Here is a 16,278-nt window from a genome sequence, read left to right on the forward strand (position 1 = left end):
AAATGGAAAACCTTATTCCTTCCTTTTCGATTTTTTTATTAATATTTATGAGGGTATCCGCTTTTTTTGTCATAATGCCTGTATTCTCTTATCGAACGATTCCAGCAATGCATCGTATTGGCTTTGCAGTAATTTTAGCTTGGTTAATGTATTATTCAATTGATGCCCATCCATATGTAATTGATGGAAAGTATTTTTTATTAATTATTAAAGAAGCAATGGTAGGACTTTTTATTGGTTTTATAGCCTATTTAATCGTTTCAGCTGTTCAAATAGCAGGAGGATTCATCGATTTTCAAATGGGTTTCTCGATTGCCAATGTATTAGATCCTATGACAGGCACTCAAAGTCCGTTGATTGGCCAATATTTATATAGTTTTGCAATTTTACTTTTACTTTCATTGAATGGTCACCATCTTATCTTAGATGGAATTTTCTATAGTTATGATTTTATCCCGATGGATAAAATGATTCCTTATGGTGATCCAAATTTGGCTGAATTTATTATTAAAACATTCAGCAAGATGTTCATTATTGCTTTTCAAATGTCGATTCCTGTCGTTGCAACATTGTTTTTAGTAGATGTAGCTTTGGGGATTGTTGCTAGAACAGTGCCGCAGCTTAATATTTTTGTAGTTGGTTTTCCTATTAAAATAGGAGTAAGCTTTATTGTGATTGTCGTTGTAATTGGAGTTATTTTTGCGGTGTGTCAACAATTATTTGGATATATGTTTTATACGATGAGAGACCTTATGAAAATAATTGGGGGATCACCATGAATTGGATTCGTTTGGATTTGCAATTTTTTGCTGGTGACAAAACGGAAAAAGCAACGCCAAAGAAACGGCATGATGCTAAAAAAAAGGGTCAAGTTGCTAAAAGTCAAGATATTAATACAGCAATTGGATTATTAGCTATTTTTTTGTTTTTATCATTCGGAACGTCATTAATTGGAAATCATCTTTTTGGAATTCTTCGTCATTCTTTTCAAGATTACATGCTAATGGATCTGACGGAGAGTAACTTACATAAAATAATGATCGAACTTTTAAAAGAAGTCGCATTTATTGTTGGACCAGTATTGGCAGTTGCGTTGATTGCCGGGGTATTTTCAAATTTTGCTCAAATTGGTTTTATCTTTTCAACCGAAACAATCCAACCAAAAATAGAAAAATTAAATCCCATTAAAGGATTTAAACGAATTTTTTCTATGAGAGCGATTATAGAACTGATGAAATCGGTATTGAAAATTGTATTCGTTGGTACCGTAACATTTATTGTATTATGGCGAAGAATGGACGATGTATTAAGTTTGTCTTTCAAATCGTTAGGGGACTCCTTGTCTGTAATAGGAAGCCTAGCTCTCCAAATGGGTTTTGCGGCATCTATCGCACTATTATTTTTAGCTTTTCTTGATTATCTTTATCAACGCTTTGATCATGAAAAAAATCTAAGGATGTCGAAGCAAGATATTAAAGATGAGTATAAAAATTCTGAAGGAGACCCTTTAATTAAATCTAAAATTAAACAAAGGCAGCGGGAAATGGCAATGCGAAGGATGATGCAAGAAGTTCCAAAGGCAGATGTAATTATTACGAACCCAACCCATTATGCTATATGTTTAAAATATGATGAGAACGAAAGAGAAGCCCCTTTCGTCATTGCAAAAGGTGTAGATTTTGTCGCACAAAAAATCAAAATGATTGCTGGTGAACATGAAATCACGATGATTGAAAATCGGCCGCTAGCAAGGTCCTTATATGATCAAGTAGAAATTGGGGATACCATCCCTGAAGAGTTCTTTAAAGCTGTTGCTGAAATATTAGCATATGTATACCGTATGAAAAATAAAATCTAGTTCAATTAAAAGAAAAAAGATTGATAAGGCTTAAAAGCTAGGGGGAAACAAAATGGCAGCAAGAGAATTGTCTGTACTCATAAGTGTAATATTAGTCGTAGCTATGTTGATTATACCTTTTCCAACATGGTTATTAAGTGTATTAATTTTGATTAATATTTCTCTTGCTCTCCTCGTATTATTGACTTCTATGAATATGAAAGAGCCCTTGCAATTTTCAGTATTCCCTTCATTATTATTACTATTAACATTATTCCGATTGTCACTCAATATTTCAACAACGAGAGCGATATTAACTAAGGGTGATGCAGGAAGTGTTGTTGAAACATTTGGTACCTTTGTAGTCGGCGGAAATATTTTAGTTGGTCTAGTTGTATTTTTAATCTTAATTATTATTCAGTTTATCGTAATCACAAAAGGATCTGAACGTGTTTCAGAAGTTGCTGCCAGATTTACTCTCGATGCAATGCCAGGTAAGCAAATGAGTATTGATGCGGATTTAAATGCAGGGATGATTTCCGACCAAGAAGCTAGGCAAAGAAGAGAAAAAGTTGGTCGTGAAGCTGATTTTTATGGCGCTATGGATGGTGCTAGTAAATTTGTTAAAGGTGATGCAATTGCTAGTATTATTATCGTTGCCATCAATTTAATCTTTGGAATTATTATTGGTATGACTCAACAAGGCCTCGGAATAGCGGAAGCTGCACAACGTTTTTCATTACTTACAGTTGGTGACGGTATCGTTAGCCAGGTGCCTGCATTACTAATTTCAACAGCAACAGGTATTGTTGTTACACGTGCCGCATCCGATGGAAACCTTGGAAAGGACGTTATCTCGCAATTATTAGCTTTCCCTAAAATGCTTTATATAGCAGCTGCTACCATTTTTATCCTTGGTATTGCAACTCCGATTAATAATTTGTTAACGATGCCAATTGCAGGTAGTTTAGCTATAGCAGCATTTCGACTTTCCCGTGTACCGAAACAAAATGAAGAAGAGATAAGCGAAATGGAAGAAGTCATCCAATCGGATGAAATGAAAAGTCCTGAAAGTGTCATTAATCTTCTAAATATCGACCCTATAGAATTTGAGTTTGGTTATGGTTTAATACCTCTTGCAGATACAAATCAAGGTGGGGATTTATTAGACCGCATCGTTATGATTAGAAGACAGTTGGCTCTCGAATTAGGGATTGTGATTCCAGTTGTCAGAATAAGGGATAATATTCAACTCGAACCGAACGAATATCGCTTGAAAATCAAAGGGAATGAAATAGGACGAGGTGAATTATTGCTTGATCATTACTTAGCAATGAGTCCTGGTATGGATGATGATAGGGTGGAAGGAATTGATACGATTGAACCGTCCTTTGGATTGCCGGCAAAGTGGATAACAGATGCAGCAAAGGAACAAGCGGAGATTTTTGGATATACCGTTGTGGACCCTCCATCAGTTGTTTCGACACATATTACGGAAATCCTAAGAACGAATGCATTTGAATTATTAGGTAGACAAGAAACAAAACAGTTAATTGATCATGTGAAAGAGACATTCCCAATCCTTGTAGAAGAAGTAACTCCAAATCCATTATCTGTTGGAGAAATACAAAAGGTTCTGCAGAAACTATTAAAAGAACATGTTTCGATAAGAAATTTAACGATTATTTTCGAAACTTTGGCTGACTTTGGGAAAATGTCATCTGATACTGATTTATTAACGGAATATGTGAGACAAGCACTGGCAAGACAAATTACTCATCAATTTGCTGAGAATGGAAATACTTTGAAAGTTATTACTTTATCAGGAAGAATTGAAAAAATGATAGCGGACGGTGTTCAACAAACAGAGCATGGCAATTTTTTAGCGATTGATCCAAATGATTCTCAAAATATGCTAGAGGCCATTGCAAAACAAGTGGAACAGCAGTCTTCCATTGGTGTTCAACCCATCATCCTTTGTTCACCTGCAGTACGAATGTATGTGCGTCAAGTAACCGAACGTTATTTTCCACAAGTTCCAATCCTTTCTTATAACGAATTAGAAGCAAATGTTGAAGTCCAAAGTATAGGGGTAGTGAATATAGAATGAAGGTAAAAAAATATATTGCCGCTAATATGACGGAAGCAATGAAACAAATTCGTGCAGAATTGGGTGATCATGCGGTTATTTTAAATTCAAAAGTCACACATACAGGTGGGTTTATAGGATTATTTAGGAAAAAGCAATTTGAAGTAATTGCGGCCATTGATCCAGAACCTCGTAATATCCAAGTAAAGCAAAAAAAGATTGATCAGGTTAAGCACCAGAATGTTCTAACAGTAGATGTTGATATAGAGGATGAAAAAGTAAATGGAAACGGAATTCAAAAAGAGATTCTTGATCTAAAAAAAATGGTAGAAGAATTATCATCAAAACCGAGAATAGCTACCTTTGAACATTTCCCAGTTTCGATTCAAAATTTCCTGCAGATACTAGAAAAGCAGGGGATTGGTCAAAAATATATTCAACAATGTGCTGATAATTTATTGCAAAAATGGCGTATATTTGGGGACGATCCAAAGCAAACGGATGTATTTTCTTGGGGAAAGGCATATTTAGAGGAATTGCTTATACCTTTTCATAATGGAGAGATATCTGAAACCAAAAAATATATAAATTTAGTAGGCCCAACTGGAGTAGGTAAAACAACTACTTTAGCTAAAATGGCAGCAAATGCTGTCATTGAAAAACAAAAAAAAGTTGCTTTTATCACAACGGATACGTATCGAATTGCAGCTATTGAACAGTTAAAAACGTATGCAAATTTATTAAATGTTCCCGTAGAAGTTGTCTATAATCTAGCAGACTTTCATAAAGCACTCGATAAATTTCAATACTATGATCTTATTTTTATTGATACAGCTGGAAGGAACTATCGTGAAGTGCAATATGTGGAAGAACTTAAAAAGGTAATTGATTTTAGAAAAGAAATGGATACTTTTCTAACTCTCAGCTTAACAATGAAAGAAGAGGATATTAAATCGATTATCGAAAGTTTTCAATCAATCGAGATTGATCATTTTATTTTCACAAAATTGGATGAAACCATCACTTACGGTTCCATGCTAAATATAATGATCGAATACCAAAAAAGTGCGGCATTTTTAACATATGGACAAGATGTTCCTGATGATATCGAAGTGGCAACATCTAGAATTATCGTAAAACATTTACTTGAAGGTAAAAACAAATGAAAGATCAAGCCGAAAAACTACGAGAGAAATTAAAAAATAAATACAGTAATTCAGCGAAAACAATAGCGGTGGTAAGTGGTAAAGGTGGAGTAGGGAAATCGAATATTTCTATTAATATAGCTTTGTTATTAGCGAAAAAAGGTAAAAAAGTTTTATTATTTGACTTCGATATTGGCATGGGAAACATACATGTTCTTTTAGGGACAGAAGCTAATAAATCTATTTCTGATTTTTTGTTTCAAGATATCTCTTTGCAGGAAATTATATATCAAGGACCTAACAATGTTTCATATATTTCAGCAGGGAATGGATTCTCGAATATTATTGAATTGGACGACTCTATGGTGTCTAGATTAATAGAAGGACTTGAGTATCTACAGCATCTTTATGATTTTATCATTTTTGATATGGGTGCAGGAGCGACTAACTCTAATTTGCAAATTCTATTATCTGTTGATGATATTGTGGTAGTGACTACACCTGAACCAACCTCTATAACAGACGCCTACTCGATGATGAAATACATTAGTATGGAGCATCAGGCAAATCAATTTTATCTAATCTGTAATCGTGCAGAAAAAGAAAAAGAGGGCTTATATACATTAGAGAGATTAAAGCTAGCAGTAAATAGGTTTCTGAACAAGGATATACAACTTTTAGGTGTATTACTTGAAGATCAACATGTCAGGAAGGCTGTGAAACTTCAGGTTCCTTTTTATCAAGCATTTCCAACTGCTAGTATTTCATTAAGACTTGAAAATATAGTTAGACAATATTTGGGTAATAATGAAAGCACACACATACAGTCTGGTTCAAATAATCGCTTTATCCGGAAGTTCCGAAATTTCTTTTTTGAAAGGCAGGGTCGATAATGGAGATAATTAAAGTACTTGTAGTAGATGACTCTGCATTTATGCGAAAACTAATTACCGATATATTAGACAGTGATCCCAAAATTGAAGTGGTTGGTACATCTAGAAATGGTCAAGATGCGATTGAAAAGGTAAAGAAATTCCGTCCAAATGTTATCACTCTTGATATCGAAATGCCTATAATGGACGGGATACAGGCATTACAGAAAATTATGGAGGATTATCCTACTCCTGTTGTTATGTTATCGAGTACTACCAAATTGGGTACAGAAAATACGATGCTGGCCATGCAGAATGGGGCCATCGACTTTGTAACGAAACCATCGGGAACTATTTCGCTTGATCTTGAAAAAGTTAAAGACGACTTAATTCAAAAAGTAAAAGCTGCAAGCATTGTAAACATCCAAAAACTTCGCATTCCGATTGATACGAAGCAGTCTAAAAGAACAGCAGATATTGTGACAGAAAAACGGATAATAAAAGATTGGGGTCGAAGAAGAAATAAATTAATTTGCGTTGGCATATCAACCGGTGGACCACGTGCATTGCAAAAACTATTGACAAGCTTTCCGGAAACCTTAGATGCTCCAATATTAATTGTGCAACATATGCCTGCTGGTTTCACTAAATCATTAGCAAATCGTTTAAACACATTGAGTCAAATCCATGTAAAAGAGGCAGAAGATGGAGAAATAATAAGGAAAGGAACAGCATATATAGCACCTGGAGACTTTCACTTACAAGTAAAACAGCTTGGAACGAACATTGTCATTAGCCTAAACCAGGCACCGCCTTTAAATGGGCATAGACCTGCTGTAGATGTCATGTTTAATTCTATTAGTATTTTGTCGAATTATGATAAAATTGCTATTATTATGACAGGAATGGGTTCAGATGGTGCACAAGGTTTGGTAGAATTAAAGAAAAAAGGAAATGTTAAGACAATCGCTGAATCAAAAAACAGTTGTATTGTCTTTGGAATGCCAAAAGCTGCTATTGCTACTAATCTAGTAGATGATGTGGAAGATTTAGAAAATATATCGCAGTCAGTTATGAACTATTTGTCATAGGAGTTGTGGAACATATGGAATTGAGCCAATATTTAGAAGTGTTTATTGAGGAAAGTAAAGAGCATCTTCAAGTCTGCAATGAACAATTGTTATTGCTTGAAAAAAATCCGAGTGATTTAACTATTGTGAATGAAATTTTCCGTTCCGCACATACCCTTAAAGGTATGTCAGCAACAATGGGATATGAAGATTTAGCTAATTTAACACATATAATGGAAAATGTTTTGGATGGTATTAGAAATGGGATTATTTCTGTCACACCAGAAATATTAGATGTAGTATTTCTTGCAGTAGATGATTTAGAAATTATGATAGAGTCAATTGCTACTGGTGGAGATGGAAAAAGGGATGTAAGTAAAGTAATTGTTCAGCTACAAAAGATTGAAAAGGGTGAATCCATTGAAGCAGGTACGGGGCTCCAAGAGGTAGCAACTGCACTAGCGATAGAATCGCCGGAATTGAAAGTGAAATATGATGAATTTGAACAGACGGTTATTCGACAATCGAAGGATCAAGGTTTTGAATGCTACGAAATAACAGTAGGTCTAAGAGAAGATTGTTTATTAAAAGCTGCTAGAGTATTTATGGTTTTTGAAGTATTAGAGAAATGTGGCGAAGTTATCAAATCAAATCCAACAGTAGAAATGCTTGAGGAAGAGAAATTTGATAATCATTTCACTATTACACTGATAACAAACGAACCAACGAATGATATTCAGCAAAAAGTTATGAAGGTATCTGAAGTTGAAAATGTAGTCATAGCTCCTGTAAGTATAGAGCATCATGCTGACAAAGATATACAAGTAATAGAAATAAATGAAGATATCAAACAACCGGTACGTACAGCAGAAAAAAAATCCGAAGGTACTAAAAAGGTAACGCAGCAAGTAAGTCATACTAACAAAACCATCAGAGTAAATATTGATAGATTAGATGTTTTAATGAATCTTTTCGAAGAACTAGTGATTGATAGAGGAAGGTTGGAACAAATTTCAAAAGACCTTAATAATTCTGAATTACATGAAACAGTGGAAAGAATGTCACGTATTTCCGGTGATCTACAAAACATTATTTTAAATATGAGAATGGTTCCTGTAGAAACAGTATTTAATCGTTTTCCTAAAATGGTCAGACAGCTTGCTAGAGATTTACATAAAAAAATTAATCTAGAAATTATAGGTGCTGAAACAGAGCTTGACCGAACAGTTATTGACGAAATTGGCGATCCTTTAGTTCATTTATTACGAAACGCACTTGACCATGGTATAGAAACACCAGATGTCAGAGTAAAGAATGGGAAAAGTGAAGATGGTACCATTACGTTGAAAGCTTTTCATAGTGGAAATCATGTGTTTATTGAAATTTCAGATGATGGTGCAGGCATAAATCGAGAAAAGGTTTTACAAAAAGCGGTCTCTAAAGGGATTGTTCATGAGACAGAAGCTGATTCCTTGTCTGATAAGCAAGTATATGAACTTATTCTATCTTCAGGATTTTCGACAGCTGACAAAATATCGGATATTTCTGGCCGTGGGGTAGGTCTTGATGTTGTAAAAGCAACGATAGAATCTCTTGGTGGATCCATCACAATTGATTCAATAGAAGGTTCAGGTTCCGTATTTATCATTCAGTTACCTTTAACACTTTCAATTATTTCAGTAATGTTAGTCGAGGTTGGCAAAGAGAAGTTTGCTATTCCATTATCATCAATTATTGAGACTGCCATTATTAAAGAATCGGATATATTAACAGCTCATAATCAAAAGGTAATCGATTTCCGCGGAAAAGTTGTACCTCTTGTTTATTTAAAAGATACTTTTGAAGTATCAGGGCAAAAAGATGAGAGTGAGTATACTTCGGTGATAATAGTTAGAAAAGCAGAAAAAATGGCCGCATTGGTCGTCGATTCTTTTATAGGACAACAAGAAATTGTTCTTAAGTCATTAGGAAATTATTTATTAGATGTTTTCGCTATTTCTGGGGCTACTATTCTAGGTGATGGTCAAGTTGCACTTATCGTAGATTGTAATGCATTGATTAAGTAAAAGACAAATGCGGAAGCGCCTTGCTCATCTGCGTATGGATTTCGTAGTCTTCGACTGAGATAAAGGAAACCGTGCTGAGGTAGTTCACGAGCTATTGAAAATTGAACTACCATTTTCACCGAGTGAAATTTGAAGTACCAATTTCACCTGATGTTGACTTATCGTATGGAGGAGACGTAGAAATCCACTAGCCGATAGGCGCTGGAGCTAGACGCAGAAAAAAATCAAAAAAATGTTTGTAATGGAGTGTTATTTTATGGTAGAAATACTTGAACAAACAGAAAATAAAATGATTATATTCCAATTAAAAGGTAATGAATATGCAATACCTGTACAACAAGTAAGAGCGATTGAAAAGGTATTACATATTACCCGTGTACCAAGAACAGCTTCTTTTATTATGGGTGTTATCAATTTACGTGGTGTGATCATTCCTATTATTGATTTACAAAATCGGTTAGGTATAGGTGAAATAGAAGTTACCGAAAAAACAAGAATCATAATTGTGGCAATGGATAATATTGAAGTTGGTTTAATGGTTGATGGTGCAAATGATGTATTAGATATACCAATGGAATCAATTGAGCCACAGCCTGAAGTAGTGGATTCTATAAAAGCAGAATTTATTTCAAGTGTTGCTAATATTAATAAAAGATTAATAATGATCATGAGCTTAGAAAAAATAGTAAGTCCACTAAATTAGGAGAGGCTCTTTTCTTAAACTTTGTTGCTTTTGTAAAAGAAAATCTGCTAAATTTCCTCATTCGGTTTAAGTATGGAGTTCCTTTTTAAGAAAAGATGCCCCGTAACTAAGTCTAATTTAGGATGTAAAACAAATTACGAAAAGCAACATTTTATACGAAAACAGCTTTAGGGGAAGAATACAATGGGTTTAGAAGATAAAATCACTAGTGTACATTTAGATATTCTAAAGGAAATTGGGAATATTGGGGCTGCACACGCCGCAACATCATTGTCGATACTATTAAATAAAAAAATTGATATGAATGTTCCAAAAGTTAGTATCGAATCTTTCTCTGAAATGATGGAAATGGCAGGAGGTTCAGAGAATGTAGTTGCGAGTGTGCTTCTTCGAATTGAAGGTGATGCATCAGGGTATATGTTTTTTATTCTGTCATTACAGCAATGTGAAAAATTCGTTAGACAAATGACAGGAGATGCAAAATTTTCATTTAACCAGCCAAACATGTCAGAATTAGGTCTATCAGCTTTTCAGGAATTAGGGAATATTTTGGCGGGGGCTTATTTAACTGCATTATCGGACTTTACACAACTTGAATTATTTCCATCTGTTCCAGAGTTAAGTATAGATATGTTCGGTGCCATTATTAGTCATGGCTTAATCGAACTTTCACAAACGAGCGATTATGCTATTGTCATTGATACAAGTCTTACAGAAGAACAAGATGATGTCGACCATACAATGAATGGTCAGTTTTTTCTTCTTCCTAATCCGGAGTCATTTCAAACTATTTTTGAGGCTTTAGGAGTGGGATTGCATGGGTGAGGTTGTTAAGGTCGGAATCGCGGATATGAATATTGTATCCCCGCCAAATACTATTAGAACAACAGGGCTAGGATCGTGTGTTGGAGTTATCATATATGATTCCTATTGTGCAATGGCTGGATTAGCACATATTATGTTACCGGATTCTAGTATTGCTAAATCCAAAAATGAGATAAATAAAGCGAAGTTTGCAGATACTGCTATTAAGGAACTTACAGAAAAATTAATTAATGAAGGCTGTAAAAAATTCCATTTAAAAGCAAAGATTGCAGGCGGAGCACAGATGTTTTCATTTTCCTCCTCCAATGATTTCATGAAAATTGGACCACGTAATGTCGAAGCGGTAAAAACGGCTTTAAAAACAGAAGGTATTGAATTACTTTCAGAAGATACAGGTGGTAATTCCGGGAGGACAATAGAATTTGACCCGAAAACATTACAATTACAAATCAGATCGGTCAATAAAGGAATTCAAGTTATTTAGAAAGACTAATATCGTATAGCATTTTCTAAATAATTGCGAGGAGGGGTCATATGTCAAAGACGGAAACAATCGAAGAGCAAAAGTATTGGGAATTATGGATAAGTTCTCGTAATACAGAAGCTGGTGATGTTCTTGCAAAAAAATATTTGCCTTTAGTTCATTATCATGTTCAAAGGATTGCGGTAGGACTTCCTCGTAGTGTTTCAAGGGACGATCTGAAAAGCTTTGGTATGCTAGGGCTTTTGGATGCATTAAACAAATTCGATCGGGCTCGAGATTTGAAATTTGATACATACGCTTCCTTTAGAATTCGTGGAGCTATTCTAGATGGCTTAAGAAAAGAGGATTGGCTACCAAGAAGTACAAGGGAAAAAGCGAAAAAAATTGAAGCGATTTTAGAACGATTAGAGCAAAAATACATGAGGCATGTTACAGCAGCTGAGATTGCAGAGGAATTACAGACATCGGAGGACGATGTCTATCAAACATTAAACGAACAATTTTTTGCAAATGTTTTATCTGTTGACGAACAAGCACATGAAAAGGAAGAAAATGAAACGTATTCTTTTGTCATTAAAGATGACCAAATACCTAGCCCAGAAGAATATTTAATTCATGAAGAGAAAGTACAAGATTTGACTAAAGTGATTTCAACCTTATCTGAAAAGGAACAGATGGTTTTAAGCTTGTTCTATCATGAAGAATTAACTTTAACAGAAATTGGCGAGATTATGAGTTTATCCACATCGAGAATTTCACAAATTCATTCGAAAGCATTATTTAAATTGAAAAATATTTTGGAAAAGAAAATGTAAATTCTAAGAGGTGGGTATCGTGGAACTTAAATCACTTGAATTGCAAATCGCATTACCAAGAACACATGATGCCGGAAAAATAATGCAAAATATTCAACATGAAAGTAAGGTATTGAATGAAAATGCAATGCAAGAAATGGAGAAGGAATTAATTGAAAAGCGACATCATGTACTGAAACAGGAACAAAAAGATCCAACAATGTTAAAAGATCAAGGTGATTCAAAAAATCACCAAGAGCAAAATGCAAGTAAAAGGCAACCAAGAGAAAAGCATATGAATAAACAATTACAACAATACCACCCATTTAAAGGTAATCATATTGATTTTAACGGGTAGGAGAAAATTATGACTACATTTATTTTATTTATCTCCATCATTATTAATATCGTGGCAATATTCGCCATTATCATTCTTTATATGAGACAGAATCGGCTTTTGCATATAGAAAAAGACCAAAAAAAAGCATTAAAGGATATGGAAGAAATGTTTTCATCCTATTTAATTGAAATGAGAGATGAAAACGAGAATTTTATAAAAAGAGTTCAAATCCTAGGAAGTAAGCAAGCTACAAAAAATACTTTAGATGACGATGAAGAGTGTTCAATGGATATGTCCATGATCCAAATGGAGCAAAAAAATGATTCCCCTATTTTAACAGCATTTATGAAAAATCATGCAGAAAAAACTTATCAATCTGCAATGACCAAAAAGGATGCAACAACGGAGGAAACACAAGAAAGTGATTTTGCAACATTACCACTAGAAAAACAAGTTCTTTTTTTAGAAAAGGAAGGCTTGTCCATTGAACAAATTGCCAGCAAGCTCCATAAAGGAAAGACTGAGATTGAGTTGCTGCTGAAATTTCGTCAAAAAATGTAAGATTTTCTTGAATAAAAAATGGAATTATGTTATATTATTTTTTGGTGTTATCACACACGTTTCATGATTTAAATAGATGGTGCTTTCAAGATAAATATGATTTTATTTTGGTAGTCTCTGTTTAAAAATGATTGAAGCGGAGGAAACTAAAACCATAGGAGGCAACACAATGTCAGTAATTTCAATGAAACAATTGCTTGAAGCAGGTGTACATTTCGGACACCAAACACGCCGTTGGAACCCAAAAATGAAGAAATATATCTTCACAGAGCGTAACGGTATCTATATTATCGATCTTCAAAAAACAGTGAAAAAAGTTGAAGAAGCATACAACTTTGTAAAAGAACTTGCTGCTAACGGCGGAAACATTCTTTTCGTAGGTACTAAAAAGCAAGCTCAAGAATCTGTTAAAGAAGAAGCTGAAAAAGTTGGTATGTATTTTGTAAATCATCGTTGGTTAGGTGGTACATTAACAAACTTTGAAACAATTCAAAAACGTATTGTGCGCTTAAAAGCGATCGAAAAAATGGAAGAAGATGGAACTTTCGAAGTTCTACCTAAAAAAGAAGTTGTTCAACTTAAAAAAGAACATGAACGTTTAGTAAAATTCCTTGGTGGAATTAAAGATATGAAGACTCTTCCGGATGCTTTATTCATTATCGATCCTCGTAAAGAGCGTATTGCAGTTGCAGAAGCACGTAAATTAAATATTCCTATCGTTGGTATTGTTGATACAAACTGCGATCCTGATGAAATTGATTATGTAATTCCTGCAAATGATGATGCAATTCGCGCAGTTAAGCTTTTAACTGGAAAAATGGCTGACGCTATTTTAGAAGCTAGACAAGGTGAAGAAGAAACAGTTGTCGAACCAGTAGAAGCACAATAATTATTTCTTGATTTTGTTTTACAAAAGGTGATAAGAAGGGTACTCCTTATCACCTTTTTTTAAAGATGTTAATTGTATACTATCTGAATTTTAATGTGAATACATAGAATTAAAGGAGGAAATATTCTCATGGCAGTTACTGCACAAATGGTAAAAGAACTTCGTGAAAAAACAGGCGCAGGTATGATGGACTGTAAAAAGGCACTTACTGAAACAAATGGTGATATGGATAAAGCAATTGATTACCTACGTGAAAAAGGTATATCAAAAGCTGCGAAAAAAGCAGATCGTATTGCTGCAGAAGGTATCACTTATATATTAAGTGAAGGTAATGATGCAGTTATTCTTGAAGTAAACTCAGAAACAGACTTTGTTGCAAAAAATGAAGGATTCAAAACACTAGTTGCTAATTTAGCTAAACACATCCTTAAAAATAAGCCAGCTTCTGTGGAAGAAGCTTTAGAACAAAAAATGGAAGACGGAGTAACTGTTGTTGAAGCAATCAATGCCGCTATTGCAAAAATTGGTGAAAAAATTACACTTCGTCGCTATGAAATAAAAACAAAAACAGACAATGATGCTTTTGGTGGATATCTGCACATGGGTGGACGTATCGGTGTATTAACTGTATTAGAAGGTACTACTGATGAAAGTGTTGCAAAAGATGTTGCTATGCACGCTGCTGCATTAAATCCTAAATATATCTCTCGTGACCAAGTATCCCAAGAAGAAGTAGAACATGAGCGCGGAGTTTTAACTCAACAAGCATTAAACGAAGGCAAACCTGAAAATATTGTTGCTAAAATGGTAGAAGGCCGTTTAAGCAAATATTTTGAAGATATTTGTATTATAGATCAAGCATTTGTTAAAAACCCTGATCAAAAGGTTGGTCAATTTGTAAAAGCTAATAACGCAACGATCACTGACTTAGTTCGTTATGAGGTTGGCGAAGGTATTGAAAAGCGTCAAGATAACTTTGCTGAAGAAGTAATGAGCCAAGTTAAAAATAAATAATTTTTTGCGATTCCCTAGGGAATTGGGAAAACCAACAAGGGGAGCACACTGTGTGTTCCCTTTCTTTCAAGCTTGTATACATAATAAACTAAGTGGAGGTTTACATGAGTACCCCAAAATATAAACGCGTTGTTTTAAAATTAAGTGGAGAAGCACTAGCGGGTGAACAAGGTTTCGGCATTAATCCATCTGTTATTAAATCAGTGGCCGTGCAGGTAAAAGAATTAGCTGAATTAGATGTTGAAGTCGCAGTTGTTGTTGGTGGCGGCAATATTTGGCGCGGGAAAATAGGCAGTGAAATGGGTATGGATCGTGCTTCAGCAGATTATATGGGAATGCTTGCAACAGTGATGAATTCTCTTGCGCTTCAGGACAGTTTAGAGCAAAATGGAATTGAAACGAGAGTGCAATCATCTATTGATATGCGTCAAGTTGCAGAACCATATATTCGCAGACGTGCAATCAGACATTTAGAAAAGAAACGTGTTGTAATTTTTGCTGCAGGTACTGGAAATCCGTATTTCTCGACAGATACCACAGCTGCGCTTAGAGCGGCTGAAATTGAAGCAGAAGTTATCTTAATGGCAAAAAATAATGTCGACGGTGTTTATTCAGCGGACCCGAAATTAGATAGTAATGCTGTTAAGTATGAACAACTTACTTATCTGGATGTAATTAAAAATGGTCTTGCGGTAATGGATTCAACAGCATCTTCATTATGTATGGACAATGATATACCTCTAATTGTCTTTTCTATTATGGAAAATGGCAATATTAAACGGGTTGTAATGGGTGAAAATATTGGAACGATTGTTAGGGGGAAAGAATAATGCCAAAACAAATTATTGCTACTTCAAAAGAAAAAATGACTAAAGCGATTCAAGCTTATACGAGAGAACTGGGAACGATTCGTGCAGGACGTGCAAGTGCTTCTTTACTTGATAATATTGTAATTGATTACTATGGTGCACCAACACCAATTAACCAATTAGCAGGTGTATCAGTTCCGGAAGCACGTCTGTTAGTTATCCAGCCTTATGATAAGTCAATTCTTGGTGAAATTGAAAAGGCTATATTAAAATCTGATTTAGGTTTAACACCTAATAATGACGGAAGTATAATTCGATTAGCGATTCCTGCTTTAACAGAAGAACGCCGCAAAGAACTTGTAAAAGTAGTTAAAAAAGATTCAGAAGGCGCCAAGGTTGCAATTCGCAATATTCGAAGAGATACAAATGATGATCTGAAAAAGCTTGAAAAAAATGGTGATATTTCAGAGGATGATCTTCGAGGGTATTCTGAAGATGTACAAAAGCTTACAGATGAGCATATAATCAAAATTGATCAAATTACAAAAACAAAAGAACAAGAAATATTAGAAGTGTAAAATTTCCTAAACTCTCTTATAGAGAGTTTTTTCTTTTTATTAAGAAAAAAGATTGATACAAAGTATTAACAATCTCTACACAAAATGACATATATTATCTATAATAGAAGTCGCACCTTTTCAATTCTTATATTAAAGAAATTCCTTGTTTTTTTTGCTATTATAGTAGTAGCGGATTTTACATATGAAAATGGAAAGCATT

Annotated in this window: 17 protein-coding genes; all 17 read left to right on the forward strand. The window is 34.4% G+C overall.

Annotated features, from left to right (window positions below; genetic code table 11):
• The first annotated feature begins 2 nt into the window (after window positions 1-2).
• The 17 genes from fliR to frr all read left to right on the forward strand — a co-directional run bounded on the left by fliR (window position 3) and on the right by frr (window position 16,076).
• Entirely contained in the window at window positions 3-779 is a 777-nt protein-coding gene (gene fliR, locus AC3WJF_RS00925) for a flagellar biosynthetic protein FliR (protein WP_492449190.1), read from the forward strand.
• On the forward strand, window positions 776-1,858 hold the full coding sequence (flhB, locus tag AC3WJF_RS00930; RefSeq protein WP_492449191.1) for a flagellar biosynthesis protein FlhB: 1,083 nt from the start codon (window positions 776-778) through the stop codon (window positions 1,856-1,858). Before fliR ends, flhB begins: the two co-directional genes overlap by 4 nt.
• A 52-nt stretch (window positions 1,859-1,910) precedes the next feature.
• Window positions 1,911-3,947, forward strand: a complete 2,037-nt coding sequence (gene flhA, locus AC3WJF_RS00935; RefSeq protein ID WP_492449193.1) for a flagellar biosynthesis protein FlhA — start codon at window positions 1,911-1,913, stop codon at window positions 3,945-3,947.
• Complete coding sequence (gene flhF / locus AC3WJF_RS00940) at window positions 3,944-5,092, forward strand: flagellar biosynthesis GTPase FlhF (protein WP_492449194.1); 1,149 nt, start codon at window positions 3,944-3,946, stop codon at window positions 5,090-5,092. Before flhA ends, flhF begins: the two co-directional genes overlap by 4 nt.
• Window positions 5,089-5,964, forward strand: coding sequence for a MinD/ParA family protein (locus AC3WJF_RS00945; protein WP_492449196.1), 876 nt, complete (start codon window positions 5,089-5,091; stop codon window positions 5,962-5,964). Before flhF ends, AC3WJF_RS00945 begins: the two co-directional genes overlap by 4 nt.
• Window positions 5,964-7,034, forward strand: a complete 1,071-nt coding sequence (locus AC3WJF_RS00950; RefSeq protein WP_492449198.1) for a protein-glutamate methylesterase/protein-glutamine glutaminase — start codon at window positions 5,964-5,966, stop codon at window positions 7,032-7,034. The genes AC3WJF_RS00945 and AC3WJF_RS00950 overlap by 1 nt, the downstream gene beginning before the upstream one ends.
• 14 nt (window positions 7,035-7,048) lie before the next feature.
• Window positions 7,049-9,079 (forward strand): chemotaxis protein CheW, encoded by a 2,031-nt coding sequence (locus tag AC3WJF_RS00955; RefSeq protein WP_492449199.1) that lies wholly within the window; start codon window positions 7,049-7,051, stop codon window positions 9,077-9,079.
• A gap of 256 nt (window positions 9,080-9,335) precedes the next feature.
• Window positions 9,336-9,782: a chemotaxis protein CheW gene (locus AC3WJF_RS00960; RefSeq protein WP_492449201.1), complete on the forward strand. Its 447-nt coding sequence runs from the start codon at window positions 9,336-9,338 to the stop codon at window positions 9,780-9,782.
• A gap of 183 nt (window positions 9,783-9,965) precedes the next feature.
• A complete protein-coding gene (locus AC3WJF_RS00965) occupies window positions 9,966-10,607 on the forward strand; it encodes a chemotaxis protein CheC (RefSeq protein WP_492449203.1) in 642 nt (213 codons plus the stop codon).
• Window positions 10,600-11,091 (forward strand): chemotaxis protein CheD, encoded by a 492-nt coding sequence (locus AC3WJF_RS00970; protein ID WP_492449205.1) that lies wholly within the window; start codon window positions 10,600-10,602, stop codon window positions 11,089-11,091. The genes AC3WJF_RS00965 and AC3WJF_RS00970 overlap by 8 nt, the downstream gene beginning before the upstream one ends.
• Window positions 11,092-11,141: 50 nt before the next feature.
• A complete protein-coding gene (locus AC3WJF_RS00975; protein WP_492449207.1) occupies window positions 11,142-11,906 on the forward strand; it encodes a FliA/WhiG family RNA polymerase sigma factor in 765 nt (254 codons plus the stop codon).
• A gap of 19 nt (window positions 11,907-11,925) precedes the next feature.
• Complete coding sequence (locus AC3WJF_RS00980) at window positions 11,926-12,243, forward strand: hypothetical protein (protein WP_492449208.1); 318 nt, start codon at window positions 11,926-11,928, stop codon at window positions 12,241-12,243.
• A gap of 9 nt (window positions 12,244-12,252) precedes the next feature.
• Window positions 12,253-12,786 (forward strand): hypothetical protein, encoded by a 534-nt coding sequence (locus tag AC3WJF_RS00985; protein WP_492449210.1) that lies wholly within the window; start codon window positions 12,253-12,255, stop codon window positions 12,784-12,786.
• A 169-nt stretch (window positions 12,787-12,955) separates the two neighbouring features.
• Window positions 12,956-13,675 carry a 30S ribosomal protein S2 gene (gene rpsB, locus AC3WJF_RS00990; RefSeq protein ID WP_492449212.1) on the forward strand — a complete coding sequence of 240 codons (720 nt, stop codon included), beginning with the start codon at window positions 12,956-12,958 and terminating at the stop codon, window positions 13,673-13,675.
• 129 nt (window positions 13,676-13,804) lie between these two features.
• The gene (gene tsf, locus AC3WJF_RS00995) at window positions 13,805-14,689 is read left to right on the forward strand and encodes a translation elongation factor Ts (RefSeq protein WP_492449213.1); all 885 of its coding nucleotides are present in this window, start codon (window positions 13,805-13,807) and stop codon (window positions 14,687-14,689) included.
• Window positions 14,690-14,793: 104 nt separating this feature from the next.
• A complete protein-coding gene (gene pyrH / locus AC3WJF_RS01000) occupies window positions 14,794-15,519 on the forward strand; it encodes a UMP kinase (RefSeq protein ID WP_492449215.1) in 726 nt (241 codons plus the stop codon).
• On the forward strand, window positions 15,519-16,076 hold the full coding sequence (gene frr / locus AC3WJF_RS01005) for a ribosome recycling factor (RefSeq protein WP_492449217.1): 558 nt from the start codon (window positions 15,519-15,521) through the stop codon (window positions 16,074-16,076). The genes pyrH and frr overlap by 1 nt, the downstream gene beginning before the upstream one ends.
• Window positions 16,077-16,278 lie beyond the last annotated feature (202 nt).

The sequence above is a fragment of the Heyndrickxia sp. FW510-T9 genome (assembly GCF_058781025.1).

What these genes read in the sequence shown, in the direction of transcription:
- fliR (WP_492449190.1), top strand. Translation starts at nt 3, where the DNA reads ATGGAAAACCTTATTCCTTCCTTTTCGATTTTTTTATTAATATTTATG.
- flhB (WP_492449191.1), top strand. Translation starts at nt 776, where the DNA reads ATGAATTGGATTCGTTTGGATTTGCAATTTTTTGCTGGTGACAAAACG.
- flhA (WP_492449193.1), top strand. Translation starts at nt 1,911, where the DNA reads ATGGCAGCAAGAGAATTGTCTGTACTCATAAGTGTAATATTAGTCGTA.
- flhF (WP_492449194.1), top strand. Translation starts at nt 3,944, where the DNA reads ATGAAGGTAAAAAAATATATTGCCGCTAATATGACGGAAGCAATGAAA.
- AC3WJF_RS00945 (WP_492449196.1), top strand. Translation starts at nt 5,089, where the DNA reads ATGAAAGATCAAGCCGAAAAACTACGAGAGAAATTAAAAAATAAATAC.
- AC3WJF_RS00950 (WP_492449198.1), top strand. Translation starts at nt 5,964, where the DNA reads ATGGAGATAATTAAAGTACTTGTAGTAGATGACTCTGCATTTATGCGA.
- AC3WJF_RS00955 (WP_492449199.1), top strand. Translation starts at nt 7,049, where the DNA reads ATGGAATTGAGCCAATATTTAGAAGTGTTTATTGAGGAAAGTAAAGAG.
- AC3WJF_RS00960 (WP_492449201.1), top strand. Translation starts at nt 9,336, where the DNA reads ATGGTAGAAATACTTGAACAAACAGAAAATAAAATGATTATATTCCAA.
- AC3WJF_RS00965 (WP_492449203.1), top strand. Translation starts at nt 9,966, where the DNA reads ATGGGTTTAGAAGATAAAATCACTAGTGTACATTTAGATATTCTAAAG.
- AC3WJF_RS00970 (WP_492449205.1), top strand. Translation starts at nt 10,600, where the DNA reads ATGGGTGAGGTTGTTAAGGTCGGAATCGCGGATATGAATATTGTATCC.
- AC3WJF_RS00975 (WP_492449207.1), top strand. Translation starts at nt 11,142, where the DNA reads ATGTCAAAGACGGAAACAATCGAAGAGCAAAAGTATTGGGAATTATGG.
- AC3WJF_RS00985 (WP_492449210.1), top strand. Translation starts at nt 12,253, where the DNA reads ATGACTACATTTATTTTATTTATCTCCATCATTATTAATATCGTGGCA.
- rpsB (WP_492449212.1), top strand. Translation starts at nt 12,956, where the DNA reads ATGTCAGTAATTTCAATGAAACAATTGCTTGAAGCAGGTGTACATTTC.
- tsf (WP_492449213.1), top strand. Translation starts at nt 13,805, where the DNA reads ATGGCAGTTACTGCACAAATGGTAAAAGAACTTCGTGAAAAAACAGGC.
- pyrH (WP_492449215.1), top strand. Translation starts at nt 14,794, where the DNA reads ATGAGTACCCCAAAATATAAACGCGTTGTTTTAAAATTAAGTGGAGAA.
- frr (WP_492449217.1), top strand. Translation starts at nt 15,519, where the DNA reads ATGCCAAAACAAATTATTGCTACTTCAAAAGAAAAAATGACTAAAGCG.